This window comes from Pseudomonas sp. GD04015 (genome assembly GCF_029837675.1).
GTDB classification, from domain to species: Bacteria; Pseudomonadota; Gammaproteobacteria; order Pseudomonadales; family Pseudomonadaceae; genus Aquipseudomonas; species Aquipseudomonas paralcaligenes.
This window is the reverse complement of sequence record NZ_JAOEEE010000027.1, coordinates 15,157-27,814: the sequence shown is the minus strand read 5'-3', so window position 1 is coordinate 27,814 and position 12,658 is coordinate 15,157. Positions and strand designations below refer to the sequence as shown.

The following is a 12,658-nucleotide window of genomic DNA, read 5'->3' as shown; positions in this document are numbered from 1 at the left end:
GCGGAAAGGTCAGCTGCCGCGGCGGGCGAAGGTGGACAGCGCCCGCTCGATGCATTGCACGGTTTTGCCGAAGGCCTGCAGCGGCGTGGCGCCGATCTCGCCGCCGCCCTGGTCGGCCACCAGCAGCATCACCACCCGACCGTTGCTGGCCAGCGAGCGCAACAGCAGGTGCTCGCCGCTGAACAGCGCCTTGAGGCTGCCCGGCAGCAGGGCGGAGACCTGGGTCATGTTGGCCGGGCTCAGGCGCAGCTGGCCGGCCTCGGCCAGCAGGCGGCGCAGCACCTGGCTCTGCGCCGGGTCGAGGCGCAGTTGCGCCGCGGCCGCCGGCAGGCCGGCCACCTGCTGGGCCTGCAGGCGGGTGTGGTTGCGGTCGGCCAGCAGCACCAGCACCCGCTGCATGCCGCCGGCCTGCAGGGCGTGGCAGGCGCTGTCAGTCAGCTGCACCACGTTGGCGAACGGCGTGGGCTGGGCCAGGAGCCTGGCGCAGTGATGCTTCCACTGGTCCAGCTGGAGGTTGGCGACGGGCGCGGGCGGCGGCTGCAGGTCGCGCAGGCGGCAGGCGTCCCAGGGCCACAGCAGCGCTTCGGCCGGGTGCCAGAGGCCCGGCAGGTGGTGCTGGCGCGCGCTCTGCGCGGCCTGCTGGTGGACCAGCTGTTGCATTTCCGGCAACGCCAGCTGCAGATAGAGGCCGGTCAGGCGCTGCCAGCGCAGGTGGTGTTCGCAGGACCAGTTGTGGTGGCTGGAGACGGCAAGACCGTTGGCCAGCAGGATGCTGTTGCCCGGCTGGGTCAGCCAGCGGCGCAGGTGGGTGTCTTCGTCCAGCCGCTGCTGCTGGTGCAGGGGATTTTCGTTGTCGCGGGCGAGGTGCAGGGCCTTGACCAGCAGTCGGCGGTCTTCCACCAGCAGGCGATAGCCCTGCACGATCCACTCAGGCATGCGCCAGTGCCGCGCCAGCGCCAGGCAGAGCGAAGGCAGGGCCACGCCGAGCAGCTCGCGCTCGACCTTGCAGGCCGGCTCGCCACGTCCGAGCACGCGCCGCTCCCAGGCCTCGAAGAGCTGCGGGTAGGTCGCCACCAGTGGCCACAGCGGGGCGAGGAACAGCAGGCTGCCCCAGTGTATTTCCTGCCACAGGCGCGCCAGGCGGCCGGCGAACAGGCCGTTGGCCTGCTGCGAGGCGTGCAGGCTGATCAGCTGCAGCTGGCGAAGCGCCAGGGGAATCTGTGCCTCGTCCATCACCGGCATGGCGCCGAGAAGCGTTTCAGCACGTTTCAGGCCGAGACGGTTGAGCGCCATTTCCAGGCTCTCCGCCGGCTCGCTGAAGCTATTGGTGCTGCGGTTGGCTTCGCGCAGGATGGCCAGGGCGACGGCGGGGCTTTCCTGCATCTGGTCGGCGATTTCCCGCAGCGAGCGGCGGCTGTCCAGCAAGGTGCGGCGAACCGCCTCATGATGGTGGGTCGCAACAGGCAGGCGCACCGCATCCAGCTGCTTGAGCCAGGCGTCGAGGCTGCGGGGTATGGTCTTGTCGGTGGGCATGCGGGTTGAGCCGAACTGGCTTTTCGCCTTTACTGCCTATAGTCTGGCTCAATACTTCCGATAATTAGAAGGGTTGTTTCGCTGAACCCTTTTCGACTGACACTTCAAGCTTAAATTCCATGGTCAAGATCATCGGCATCCTGGTTGTTTTCGGCTGCGTTTTTGGCGGCTTCGTTCTGTCCGGCGGCAAAATCATGGCCCTGGTTCATCCCTTCGAGGTGATGATCATCGGTGGTGCCGCGCTGGGCGCCTTCCTCCAGGCCAACCCCAGCAGCGCCTTCATGACAGTGTTCAAGAAGTCGCTGAAGATGTTCAGCAGCCGCTTCACCCACGCCTTCTACCTGGAAGTGCTGAAGCTGCTCTACGAGATCCTCAACAAGAGCCGCCGCGAGGGCATGATGGCCATCGAGGCCGATGTCGAGGACCCCAACGCCAGCCCGATCTTCAGCAAGTACCCGGCCATCCTCAAGGACGCGCAGATGACCGCGTTCATCTGCGACTACCTGCGCATCATGTCCAGCGGCAACATGGCGCCCCATGAGCTGGAGAACCTCTTCGACATGGAGATCGCCAGCCTCAAGGAGGACCTGGAGCACCCGGCCCATGCGGTGGCCAAGGTGGCCGACGGCATGCCGGCCATGGGTATCGTCGCCGCGGTACTGGGCATCGTGATCACCATGTCCATCCTCGCCTCCGCCGACAACGCGCAGATCGGCGAGAAGGTGGGCACCGCGCTGGTCGGTACCTTCCTCGGTATCCTCGCTTCCTACGGCTTCTTCGCGCCGCTGGCCGGCGCGCTGGAGCACGACGCCAAGGAGGAAGTGAACCTGTACGAGGCGATCAAGGCGACCCTGGTGGCTTCCGCTTCCGGCATGCCGCCGACCCTGGCCGTGGAGTTCGGCCGCAAGGTGCTGCTGCCCGCGCACCGCCCGAGCTTCAGCGAGCTCGAGCAGGCCATGCGTGGCAACTGAGGCGGGCCGCTGAGCGATGGAGAACAACCAGCCGATACTGGTCAAGCGGGTCAAGAAGGTTGCCGGCGGCCACCACGGTGGCGCCTGGAAGATCGCCTTCGCCGACTTCGCCACGGCCATGATGGCGTTCTTCATGGTGATGTGGCTGATGTCCTCGGCCACGCCGGAGCAGAAGAAGGCGATCTCCGGCTACTTCCAGGACCCCATCGGTTTCACCGAGAGCGCCAGCCCCTACGTCATCGACCTGGGCGGCACGCCGACGCCGGCGCCGGACCGCACCCTCAATCCCGAACTGAAGGACTCCCCGGACTCCCAGGAGGCGGCCGTCGACAATCAGGACGACCAGGCCGGCGTCGACCAGAGCCAGGCGGAGCAGCTCGCCGAGCAGATCGAGCGCGAGCGCCTGGAGCTGCTGCTGCAGGAACTGCAGACCAAGGTCGACGAGAATCCGCAGCTGCAGAAGTTCAAGGACCAGATTCTCTTCGAGATCACCCAGGACGGGCTGCGCATCCAGATCATGGATGCCGAGAACCGGCCCATGTTCGCCATCGGCAGCGCGCGCCTGCAGCCCTACTTCGAGGATATCCTGCTGATCCTCGCCGAGACCATCAAGGCGGTGCCGAACAAGATCAGCGTCAGCGGCCACACCGACGCCAAGCCCTTTGCCGGGCAGGCCGAGTTCGGCAACTGGGAGCTGTCGGCCAACCGCGCAAACGCGGCGCGGCGTACCCTGGTCGCCGGCGGCTACCCGGACGAGCGCGTGGCGCGGGTTGTGGGTTATGCCTCTTCGGCGCTGTTCGATCGCAACGATCCTTTCAATCCGGTCAACCGCCGCATCGACATCATCGTCCTGACCAAGAAGGCCCAGCGCGCCATCGAGGGTGAGCAGGGCGACGCCGACCCGCCGGCGCCCTCCGAGGCCTCGTCGGCACCGGCAGGCGCGTCGGGCGAGCCGGCTCAGGTAGACGAGCTGCGCCAGCGCCTGAACATCTTCGAGGAAGGCGCGCTGAAGTTCGACCAGCCCCAGGAATGAAAGAGGCCGCGATGATCGCGGCCTCTTCGTGTGTGCCGAGCCGGCCTAGTATTCTGGTTCCGGAAGGCTGGCCAGGATGTGTCGGTAGCTGGCCATCCGCTGCGGCTGGATACGGCCGTCCTCCAGCGCCTGGAGCAGGGCGCAGCCCGGCTCGCGGTCGTGCTTGCAGTCGCGGAAGCGACAGGTGCCGAGCAGGTCGCGGAATTCGATGAAACCGGCTTCCACATCGTCCCGGCTGACATGCCCCAGGCCGAACTCGCGGATGCCGGGCGAGTCGATCAGCTCGCCGCCGCGGGGGAAGTGGAACAGCCGCGCCGTGGTGGTGGTGTGGGTGCCCTTGCCGGTGACCTCCGACAACTCGCCGACCCGGGTGTCCACGCCCGGCAGCAGGCTGTTGACCAGCGACGACTTGCCGACGCCCGACTGGCCGACGAAGACGCTGACATGGCCATCCAGGCACGCCTGCAGCTGCTCCATGCCGCCGCCCTGGCGTGCCGAGACTTCCAGCAGCTCGTAGCCAAGCTGGCGGTAAGTGGTCAGCAGGCCGTCCAGGTGCGCCGCGTTTTCCTCGTCTTTCAGGTCAGCCTTGTTCAGCAGCAGCAGCGGGCGGATGCCGGCGTGCTCGGCGGCGATCAGGTAGCGGTCGATCAGGTTGGCGTGCGGATGCGGCAGTGGGGCGAAGACGATGACGATCAGGTCGACGTTGGCCGCCACGGGCTTGAGCAGGCCGCGCATGTCCGGGCGACACAGCTCCGATGATCGGGGCAGTTGCGCGACGATGACGCCGTGGCCCTGGTTGCCCTGGCGCCACACCACCTTGTCGCCGGTGACCAGCGCCGGCAGGTTGGCGCGCAGGTGGCAGCGCTGCACCTGGCCGGCCTGCTCGCCCTCCAGGGCCTCGACCTCGACCTGCACACCGAAGTGGGCGATCACCAGGCCCGTCTGTTCCGGGCCCAGGTCGCTGCCTTCCAGCGCTTCGAGCAGGCGCGATTCGCGCTTGGCCGCCCGGGCGGCGCGCTCTTCCTGGACTTTCTCGATGCGCCAGCTCTGGCGGCGGGTCAGTTGGCGTTTGGCCATGAATGTTCCGAAGGGTGGGAAAACGGCGGCGAGTTTAGCACGCGGGCCGGCTGGTCCTGGCCGCGACCTGCTGGTACAACAGGCGCCATGCTCGAAACCCTCCGTCTTCGCTACCCGGCCGTGCTGGCCCTGATCGCCCAGTGCCTCGCCCTCGCCGGCGTGGCCGCCGTACTGCTGGTCGCCGCCAGGCTCGGCGACTGGCGTCCCACCCTGTGGCAGGCGGCCGTCGCCCAGGGCGCGCTGGCGGCGGCGTTCGGCCACTGGCTGGGGCTGCGCCGCTGGTGGCTGCCGCTGAACCTGGCCTTCGTCCCGGGGTTGCTGGCGCTGCAGAGCCGCGAGTGGCCGGCCTGGTGGTTCCTCGCCGCCTTCCTGCTGTTGCTACTGATCAACTGGAACAGCTTCCGCGAGCGGGTGCCGCTCTACCTCAGTGGCGCGGACACCCGCCAGCGCCTGAGCCGGCGCCTGGCGACATTGCCGGAGGACTTCCGCTTCGTCGATCTGGGCTGTGGCCTGGGCGGCACCCTGGCGCAACTGGCGCGGGACTATCCGAAAGCGCGTCTGGTCGGCGTCGAGACGGCGCCGCTAGTGTTCCTCCTGGCCTGGCTGCGCTGCCTGCCGTATCGCAACTGCACGGTGCGCTACCGCAGCCTGTGGCGCGAGGACCTGTCCTGCCACGACGTGGCCTACTGCTTCCTCTCGCCGGCGCCGATGGCCGAGCTATGGGCCAAGGTGCAACGCGAGATGCGCCCTGGCAGCCTGCTGATCAGCAACACCTTCGAGATACCGGGCGCGCCTGCCCGGGAAGTGATCGAGCTGAACGACTGGCGCGACTCGCGGCTGCTGCTCTGGCATCTCTGAGCGGCTAAACTGGCGTCTGTCCAAAGGAGCCGAAGCCATGCCGCAGAACCCCAACAACCTGATCTGGATCGACCTGGAAATGACCGGGCTGGAGCCGGAGCGGGACGTGATCATCGAGATCGCCACCATCGTCACCGACAGCGATCTGAACGTGCTGGCCGAAGGCCCGGTGATCGCCGTGCACCAGAGCGACGAGGTGCTGGCCGGCATGGACGAGTGGAACACCCGTACCCATGGCGAGAGCGGCCTGACCCGGCGCGTGCGCGAGAGCACGATCGGCCCGGCCGAGGCCGAGGCGCAGACCATCGCCTTCCTCGAACAATGGGTGCCCAAGGGCAAGTCGCCGATCTGCGGCAACAGCATCGGCCAGGACCGGCGCTTCCTGTACAAGTACATGCCGGCGCTGGAGGCCTACTTCCACTACCGCTACCTGGACGTCTCGACCCTCAAGATTCTGGCCGGCATGTGGGCGCCGCAGGTCAAGGACTCCTTCCAGAAGCAGGGCGCCCACCAGGCGCTGGATGACATCCGCGAGTCCATCGCCGAGCTGAAGCACTACCGCCAGCACTTCCTCAAAGTGTGAGGCATAGCCCCGTAGGGTGCGCCGTGCGCACCATCGGGGGCAGCACTGATGGTGCTGGTGCGCACGGCGCACCCTACGTGATACCCCTGAGGCTTAACTGGCAGGTATCACCGTCTAGCCCGGGGCTTTTTCCTGATGGCGCGCCAGCGCCCATCGCACATGCTCGCGCACCAGCTCCGAAGGGTGTTCGCGCCGCGCCTCCAGCGCTTCCAGCACCGGAATGGTCGACGGCGCGTTGCCCAGTCCCACGGCCAGGTTGCGCAGCCAGCGTTCGTAGCCAGCGCGGCGCAGGGGCGAGCCTTCGGTGCGGCTGAGGAACTCCTCTTCGCTCCACAGGAACAGCTCGGCCAGGTTGCCGCTGTCCAGGCCGTGGCGCGGCTGGAAGTCGCCCTGCTCGGTGGGGCGGGCGAAGCGGTTCCACGGGCAGACGATCTGGCAGTCGTCGCAGCCGAACACCCGGTTGCCGATCGGTGCACGCAGCTCCTCGGGAATCGGGCCCTTCAGCTCGATGGTCAGGTACGAGATGCACCGTCGCGCATCGAGCACATAGGGGCCGACGAAGGCCTGGGTCGGGCAGACGTCCAGGCAGGCGCTGCAGCGTCCGCAGTGTTCGCTGCCGTGAGGGGCGTCCACCGGCAGGGCCAGGTCGACGAACAGCTCGCCGAGGAAGAACCAGCTGCCGGCCTTGCGGTTGAGCACCAGGGTGTTCTTGCCGATCCAGCCGAGGCCGGCCTTCTCGGCGATGGCCTTTTCCAGCACCGGCGCGCTGTCGACGAAGGCGCGGTGGCCGAACGGGCCGACGGCCGCCTGGATGCGCTCGGCCAGTTGTTGCAGGCGCTTGCGTACCAGCTTGTGATAGTCGCGGCCGAGGGCGTAGCGCGAGACGTAGGCGCGCTCCGGCTCGGCCAGACGCTCGGTCATCCGCGTGTCGCCGGGCAGGTAGTCCATGCGCAGGGACACCACCCGCAGCGTGCCGGGCACCAGCTCGTCGGGATGGGAACGTTTGCTGCCGTGCGCGGCCATATAGTCCATCTCGCCCTGATAGCCGGCCTCCAGCCAGCGCTGCAGGTGCGCCTCGTGCTCGCCCAGCTCCACGTCGGCGATGCCCACCTGCTGGAAGCCAAGCTCGCGCCCCCAGTCCTTGATGGACCGGGCCAGCTGGGCAAGATCGAGAGCGGAGTCGGGCATGGCGGGACGGCGGGGCGGGGGAGATGGGTATAATTCTGCCAGACCTCGCCCGAATCGCCGAACCATGCCAAGCAACGACCTGCCCCTTCCTCTATATAGCGCCGCCCAGGTGCGCGAACTGGACGCGCGCCTGATCGCCGCCGGCACTCCCGGCTTCGAGCTGATGCAGCGTGCCGCCCACGCCGCCTGGCGCGCATTGCGCCGGCGCTGGTCCGGGGCCGGCGAGATCACGGTCCTGGCCGGGGCCGGCAACAACGCCGGTGATGGCTACCTGATCGCCGAGCTGGCGCAGAAGGCGGGCTGGGTCGTGCGGGTGCTGGCCGTCGGCGCGCCGGAGCGGCTGGCGGGCGATGCCGCCGCGGCCCATGCGGTCGCGCTGGCCGCGGGCGTCCGCATCGAGGCATGGCGCGAGGGCATGGAATTGCGTGGCGTGCTGGTCGACGCCCTGCTCGGCACCGGCTTTCGTGGCGAGCTGCGTCCGCCCTATGGTGCGGCGATCGAGGCGATCAACGCCACCGGCCTGCCGGTGCTGGCGGTGGACATCCCCTCGGGGCTCTGCGCTGACACCGGGCGGGTCGCGGAGGCGGCGGTGGGCGCAGACCTGACCGTCACCTTCATCGGCCTGAAGATCTGCCTGTTCACCGGCGATGCGCCGGACTGGGTCGGCGAACTGGTGTTCGACGACCTGCAGGCCGATCAACACTTGGTTGCGGAGCATCCCAGCGTCGCCCGGCGCCTGGCCGGTGCCGCGCTGCCGGTGCTGGCGCCGCGTGCGCGGACCGCGCACAAGGGCCGGTTCGGTCATGTGCTGGTGATCGGCGGCGACCGTGGTTTTGGTGGTGCCGCCCTGCTCAGCGCCGAGAGCGCGCTGCGCGCGGGCGCCGGCCTGGTGTCCCTGGCCACCCGGCCCGAGCACCTGCCGGCCAGCCTGGCGAGGCTGCCGGAAGTGATGTGCCAGCCCACCGAATCCACCTACCAGCTGCTCGGTCTGTGCGAGCGCGCCGACGTGCTGGTGGTCGGCCCCGGCCTCGGCCAGCAGGCCTGGGGGCGCAGCCTGCTCAGTGCGGCGCTGGCCAGCGGGCGACCGCAGGTGTGGGACGCCGACGCGCTCAACCTGCTGGCCGCCGGCGCCCTGGAGCTGCCGGCCGACAGCGTGATCACCCCGCATCCCGGCGAGGCGGCGCGTCTGCTTGGCTGCTCGACCGCCGAGGTCCAGGCCGATCGTCCTGCCGCCGCCCTCGCCCTGGCACGCCAGTACCAGGCGGCGGTGGTGCTGAAGGGCGCCGGCAGCCTGGTGGCAGCGCCGGATGGCCGCCTGCTGCTCTGCGACCTCGGCCACCCGGCCATGGCCACCGCCGGCCTCGGCGACGTGCTGGCCGGCCTGATCGGCGCGCTGCGCGCCCAGGGCCTGGAGGCCTTCGAGGCCGCCGCGCTGGGTGTCTGGCTGCACGCCGGCGCCGGCCAGAGGCTCGGCGAGCAGGGGCGGGGCCTGGCGGCCAGCGATCTGATTCCGACCATTCGTCAGCTGCTGCAGGAGCATGCGCCGTGCCTGAAGTGACCCCGTCCGAACTGACTCTCCATGCCGAAGGCGAAGACGCCATGCTCGAACTGGGTGCCCGCATCGCGCGCGCGACCGGTGGTCGGGGCGTGATCTATCTGCATGGCGACCTGGGTGCCGGCAAGACCACCCTGTCGCGCGGCATCCTGCGCGGGCTGGGGCATGGCGGCGCGGTGAAGAGCCCGACCTTCACCCTGGTCGAGCCCTATGAGCTGGGGGATATACGGGTGTTCCACTTTGACCTGTACCGCCTGGCCGACCCGGAGGAGCTGGAGTTTCTCGGCATCCGCGACTATTTCGAGGGCGACGCCCTGTGCCTGATAGAGTGGCCGCAGCGCGGTGCCGGCGTTTTGCCAAAGGCGGACATGGACATTACCATTAGCCCGCAAGGAGTCGGCCGCGCGCTGCAGTTGCAGCCACATAGCGCCAGGGCCGAAGCGTGGTGTGCTGCCTTATAAGAGTCTGTATATAAAAATGGGGAAGGCTATGCGCATGCGTGCGCTGTTCGGCGGGATCGGAGTCATGCTGGCCGCGCTGGCCGTAGACGTGCTGGCCGCCACGGAAATCCGCAGTGTGCGACTGTGGCGCGCCCCGGATAACACGCGCCTGGTCTTCGACCTGTCCGGCCCGGTGCAGCACAGCGTGTTCACCCTGGCGGCCCCCAACCGCATCGTCATCGACGTCAGCGGCGCCCAGCTGGCGACCAAGTTCGACCAGCTTTCCCTGAGCAACACCCCGATCACCGGCGTCCGTTCGGCGCAGCGCTCGCCGACCGACCTGCGCCTGGTGCTCGACCTGTCCGCCACCGTCACGCCGAAGAGCTTCAGCCTGGCGCCCAACCAGCAGTACGGCCACCGCCTGGTGGTTGACCTGTTCGACCAGGATGCGGGCGCGCCCAGCGTGCCCCAGGCGCCACAGGTCAACACGCCGACCGTGGCCGTCAAGCCGCCGGAAGCGACGCTGCCCGGTACACCGCCTGCCAAGCTGCCGCCGGTGCCGGGCGGCAAGCGTGACATCGTCATCGCCATCGACGCCGGTCACGGCGGCGAGGACCCGGGTGCCCTCGGCCCGGGCCGTAAGGTGTTCGAGAAGAACGTGACCTTGGCTATCGCCCGTGAGCTGCAGCGCCAGATCAACGCCGAGAAGGGCTTCCGCGGCGAGCTGGTGCGCACCGGCGACTATTTCATCCCGCTGCGCAAGCGCACCGAGATCGCCCGCAAGAAGGGCGCCGACCTGTTCGTCTCCATCCACGCCGACGCCGCGCCGCGCGCCGCGGCCTTCGGCGCGTCGGTCTATGCACTGTCCGAACGCGGTGCCACTTCCGAGACGGCGCGCTGGCTGGCCGACACCGAGAACCAGTCCGACCTGATCGGTGGCGCCGGCAACGTCAGCCTGGACGACAAGGACCGCATGCTCGCCGGCGTGCTGCTCGACCTGTCGATGACCGCTTCGCTGTCTTCCAGCCTGAACGTCGGGCAGAAGGTGCTGAGCAACATGGGCAGCATCACGCCGCTGCACAAGCGCCGGGTGGAGCAGGCCGGCTTCATGGTGCTGAAGTCGCCGGACATCCCCTCGATCCTGGTCGAGACCGGCTTCATCTCCAATCCCAACGAAGCGAAGAAGCTCGCGACCCTGGGGCACCAGCAGGCGCTGGCCCGTTCGATCACCGCCGGTGTGCGCCAGTTCTTCCACCAGAACCCGCCGCCTGGCACCTACATCGCCATGCTCCGTGACCAGGGCAAGATCGCCGTCGGTCCCCGTGAGCATGTGGTCACCTCCGGCGAGAGCCTGGCGCTGATCGCCCAGCGCTATCAGGTCAGCCTGGCGGCGCTGCGCAGCGCCAATTCGCTGAAGAGCGACACCATCAAGGTCGGCCAGACCCTGAACATCCCGGCGACCGCCCTGGCGGCCCAGCCATGAGCGAGCCGCGCCGCATTCAGCTGCTCAGTCCGCGGCTGGCCAACCAGATCGCCGCCGGCGAGGTGGTCGAGCGCCCGGCCTCGGTGGTCAAGGAGCTGCTGGAAAACAGTCTGGATGCCGGCGCCCGCCGCGTCGACGTAGAGGTCGAGCAGGGTGGCATCAAGTTGTTGCGGGTGCGCGACGACGGTGGCGGCATCCCCGCGGACGACATGCCGCTGGCTCTGGCGCGTCACGCCACCAGCAAGATCCGCGAACTGGAAGACCTGGAAGCGGTGGCCAGCCTCGGCTTTCGTGGCGAGGCGCTGGCCTCGATCAGCTCCGTCGCGCGCCTGACCATGACTTCGCGCACCGCCGATGCCGAGCAGGCCTGGCAGGTGGAAACCGAGGGGCGCGACATGGAGGCGCGGGTCCAGCCCGCCGCTCATCCGGTCGGCACCTCGGTCGAAGTGCGCGACCTGTTCTTCAATACCCCGGCGCGGCGCAAGTTCCTGCGTGCCGAGAAGACCGAATTCGATCACCTGCAGGAAGTCATCCGGCGCCTGGCCCTGGCCCGTTTCGACGTGGCCTTCCACCTGCGCCACAACGGCAAGACGGTATTCACGCTGCACGAGGCGCCGGACGAGATCAGTCGCGCCCGCCGCGTGGCCAGCGTCTGCGGCCCCGCCTTCCTCGAACAGGCCCTGCCCATCGAGATCGAGCGCAGCGGCCTGCGCCTGTGGGGCTGGGTCGGGTTGCCGACCTTCTCGCGCAGCCAGGCCGACCTGCAGTACTTCTACGTCAACGGCCGCATGGTGCGCGACAAGCTGGTGGCGCACGCGGTGCGCCAGGCCTACCGCGACGTGCTGTTCAACGGTCGTCACCCGACCTTCGTGCTGTTCCTCGAAATCGATCCGGGCGTGGTGGACGTCAATGTGCATCCGACCAAGCACGAGGTGCGCTTCCGCGACAGTCGCATGGTCCACGACTTCCTCTATGGCACCCTGCATCGGGCGCTCGGCGAGGTACGGCCGGAAGACCAGCTGGCCGCCCCGGCTGCCGTAGAGCAGATCGTCCGGCCGACCGGCATCGCCGCCGGCGAATTCGGTCCTCAAGGCGAGATCGGATTGGCTGCCACCGTGCTGGAGCGGCCCGCCGAGGCCTCCGTATGGCGCTCACCCGGCGCCGGCTACCAGGCTCCCCGTCCACAGCCGGGCATGCCCCAGGCCGAGGTGCAGGGTGCCTATCGCGAATACTTCGCGCCGCTGCCCGAGGCGTCGGCCGCCGTCGGCCTGCCGCAGACCCAGGGCGACATTCCGCCCCTGGGCTACGCCCTGGCGCAGCTCAAGGGCGTGTACATCCTCGCCGAGAACGCCCTGGGCCTGGTGCTGGTGGACATGCACGCGGCCCACGAGCGCATCACCTATGAACGGCTGAAGACCGCCATGGCCAGCGAGGGCTTGCGCGGCCAGCCGCTGCTGGTGCCCGAATCCATCGCCCTCAGCCAGCGCGAAGCCGATTGTGCCGAGGAGCACGGCCAGTGGTTCCAGCGCCTGGGCTTCGAGCTGCAGCGCCTGGGCGAGGAAAGCCTGGCGATCCGCCAGATTCCGGCGCTGCTCAAGCAGGCCGAGGCCACCCAACTGGTGCGCGATGTACTCGCCGACCTGCTGGAATACGGCACCAGCGACCGCATCCAGGCCCATCTCAACGAACTGCTGGCGACCATGGCCTGCCACGGCGCGGTGCGCGCCAACCGGCGCCTGACCCTGCCCGAGATGAACGCCCTACTGCGCGACATGGAGCACACCGAGCGCAGTGGTCAGTGCAACCATGGTCGGCCGACCTGGACCCAGCTCGGCATGGATGATCTGGACAAGCTGTTCCTGCGCGGCCGCTGAAAACACCCTACAAGCTGCTGCGTTTGCCCATGCCGCGTTAAAAAATCGGTTCGGAATGCTCAT

Annotated in this window: 11 protein-coding genes; 8 read left to right on the top strand and 3 right to left on the bottom strand. The window is 68.6% G+C overall.

Features of this window, described 5'->3' with window-relative positions:
* Positions 1-9: 9 nt before the first annotated feature.
* On the bottom strand, positions 10-1,533 hold the full coding sequence (locus N7640_RS19185; protein WP_279904179.1) for an HDOD domain-containing protein: 1,524 nt from the start codon (positions 1,531-1,533) through the stop codon (positions 10-12).
* A gap of 119 nt (positions 1,534-1,652) precedes the next feature.
* Here N7640_RS19185 and motA point away from each other — a divergent pair, with 119 nt between their 5' ends.
* Positions 1,653-2,504, top strand: a complete 852-nt coding sequence (gene motA, locus N7640_RS19180) for a flagellar motor stator protein MotA (protein ID WP_220811534.1) — start codon at positions 1,653-1,655, stop codon at positions 2,502-2,504.
* A gap of 16 nt (positions 2,505-2,520) precedes the next feature.
* A complete protein-coding gene (motB, locus tag N7640_RS19175; protein ID WP_279904178.1) occupies positions 2,521-3,537 on the top strand; it encodes a flagellar motor protein MotB in 1,017 nt (338 codons plus the stop codon).
* Between the two features lie 45 nt (positions 3,538-3,582).
* On the opposite strand, the gene rsgA is transcribed toward motB, so the two are convergent.
* Complete coding sequence (gene rsgA, locus N7640_RS19170; protein ID WP_220811538.1) at positions 3,583-4,614, bottom strand: small ribosomal subunit biogenesis GTPase RsgA; 1,032 nt, start codon at positions 4,612-4,614, stop codon at positions 3,583-3,585.
* Positions 4,615-4,701: 87 nt separating this feature from the next.
* On the opposite strand from rsgA, the gene N7640_RS19165 reads away from it, so the two are divergent.
* Complete coding sequence (locus N7640_RS19165; protein WP_279904177.1) at positions 4,702-5,472, top strand: class I SAM-dependent methyltransferase; 771 nt, start codon at positions 4,702-4,704, stop codon at positions 5,470-5,472.
* Between the two features lie 37 nt (positions 5,473-5,509).
* A complete protein-coding gene (gene orn / locus N7640_RS19160) occupies positions 5,510-6,055 on the top strand; it encodes an oligoribonuclease (protein ID WP_279904176.1) in 546 nt (181 codons plus the stop codon).
* Positions 6,056-6,169: 114 nt separating this feature from the next.
* On the opposite strand, the gene queG is transcribed toward orn, so the two are convergent.
* On the bottom strand, positions 6,170-7,243 hold the full coding sequence (gene queG / locus N7640_RS19155; RefSeq protein WP_279904175.1) for a tRNA epoxyqueuosine(34) reductase QueG: 1,074 nt from the start codon (positions 7,241-7,243) through the stop codon (positions 6,170-6,172).
* A gap of 64 nt (positions 7,244-7,307) precedes the next feature.
* Here queG and N7640_RS19150 point away from each other — a divergent pair, with 64 nt between their 5' ends.
* Genes N7640_RS19150 through mutL form a run of 4 tightly spaced genes read left to right on the top strand, consistent with a single transcriptional unit; the run spans position 7,308 to position 12,595 of the window.
* Positions 7,308-8,801, top strand: a complete 1,494-nt coding sequence (locus tag N7640_RS19150; RefSeq protein WP_279904174.1) for an NAD(P)H-hydrate dehydratase — start codon at positions 7,308-7,310, stop codon at positions 8,799-8,801.
* Between the two features lie 41 nt (positions 8,802-8,842).
* Positions 8,843-9,259 carry a tRNA (adenosine(37)-N6)-threonylcarbamoyltransferase complex ATPase subunit type 1 TsaE gene (tsaE, locus tag N7640_RS19145; protein ID WP_279904269.1) on the top strand — a complete coding sequence of 139 codons (417 nt, stop codon included), beginning with the start codon at positions 8,843-8,845 and terminating at the stop codon, positions 9,257-9,259.
* A gap of 16 nt (positions 9,260-9,275) precedes the next feature.
* Complete coding sequence (locus N7640_RS19140) at positions 9,276-10,721, top strand: N-acetylmuramoyl-L-alanine amidase (RefSeq protein WP_279904173.1); 1,446 nt, start codon at positions 9,276-9,278, stop codon at positions 10,719-10,721.
* Positions 10,718-12,595 (top strand): DNA mismatch repair endonuclease MutL, encoded by a 1,878-nt coding sequence (gene mutL / locus N7640_RS19135; RefSeq protein WP_279904172.1) that lies wholly within the window; start codon positions 10,718-10,720, stop codon positions 12,593-12,595. Before N7640_RS19140 ends, mutL begins: the two co-directional genes overlap by 4 nt.
* Positions 12,596-12,658 lie beyond the last annotated feature (63 nt).

What these genes read in the sequence shown, in the direction of transcription:
- mutL (WP_279904172.1), top strand. Translation starts at nt 10,718, where the DNA reads ATGAGCGAGCCGCGCCGCATTCAGCTGCTCAGTCCGCGGCTGGCCAAC.
- tsaE (WP_279904269.1), top strand. Translation starts at nt 8,843, where the DNA reads ATGCTCGAACTGGGTGCCCGCATCGCGCGCGCGACCGGTGGTCGGGGC.
- N7640_RS19185 (WP_279904179.1), bottom strand. Translation starts at nt 1,533, where the DNA reads ATGCCCACCGACAAGACCATACCCCGCAGCCTCGACGCCTGGCTCAAG.
- rsgA (WP_220811538.1), bottom strand. Translation starts at nt 4,614, where the DNA reads ATGGCCAAACGCCAACTGACCCGCCGCCAGAGCTGGCGCATCGAGAAA.
- N7640_RS19150 (WP_279904174.1), top strand. Translation starts at nt 7,308, where the DNA reads ATGCCAAGCAACGACCTGCCCCTTCCTCTATATAGCGCCGCCCAGGTG.
- motB (WP_279904178.1), top strand. Translation starts at nt 2,521, where the DNA reads ATGGAGAACAACCAGCCGATACTGGTCAAGCGGGTCAAGAAGGTTGCC.
- orn (WP_279904176.1), top strand. Translation starts at nt 5,510, where the DNA reads ATGCCGCAGAACCCCAACAACCTGATCTGGATCGACCTGGAAATGACC.
- N7640_RS19140 (WP_279904173.1), top strand. Translation starts at nt 9,276, where the DNA reads ATGGGGAAGGCTATGCGCATGCGTGCGCTGTTCGGCGGGATCGGAGTC.
- queG (WP_279904175.1), bottom strand. Translation starts at nt 7,243, where the DNA reads ATGCCCGACTCCGCTCTCGATCTTGCCCAGCTGGCCCGGTCCATCAAG.
- N7640_RS19165 (WP_279904177.1), top strand. Translation starts at nt 4,702, where the DNA reads ATGCTCGAAACCCTCCGTCTTCGCTACCCGGCCGTGCTGGCCCTGATC.
- motA (WP_220811534.1), top strand. Translation starts at nt 1,653, where the DNA reads ATGGTCAAGATCATCGGCATCCTGGTTGTTTTCGGCTGCGTTTTTGGC.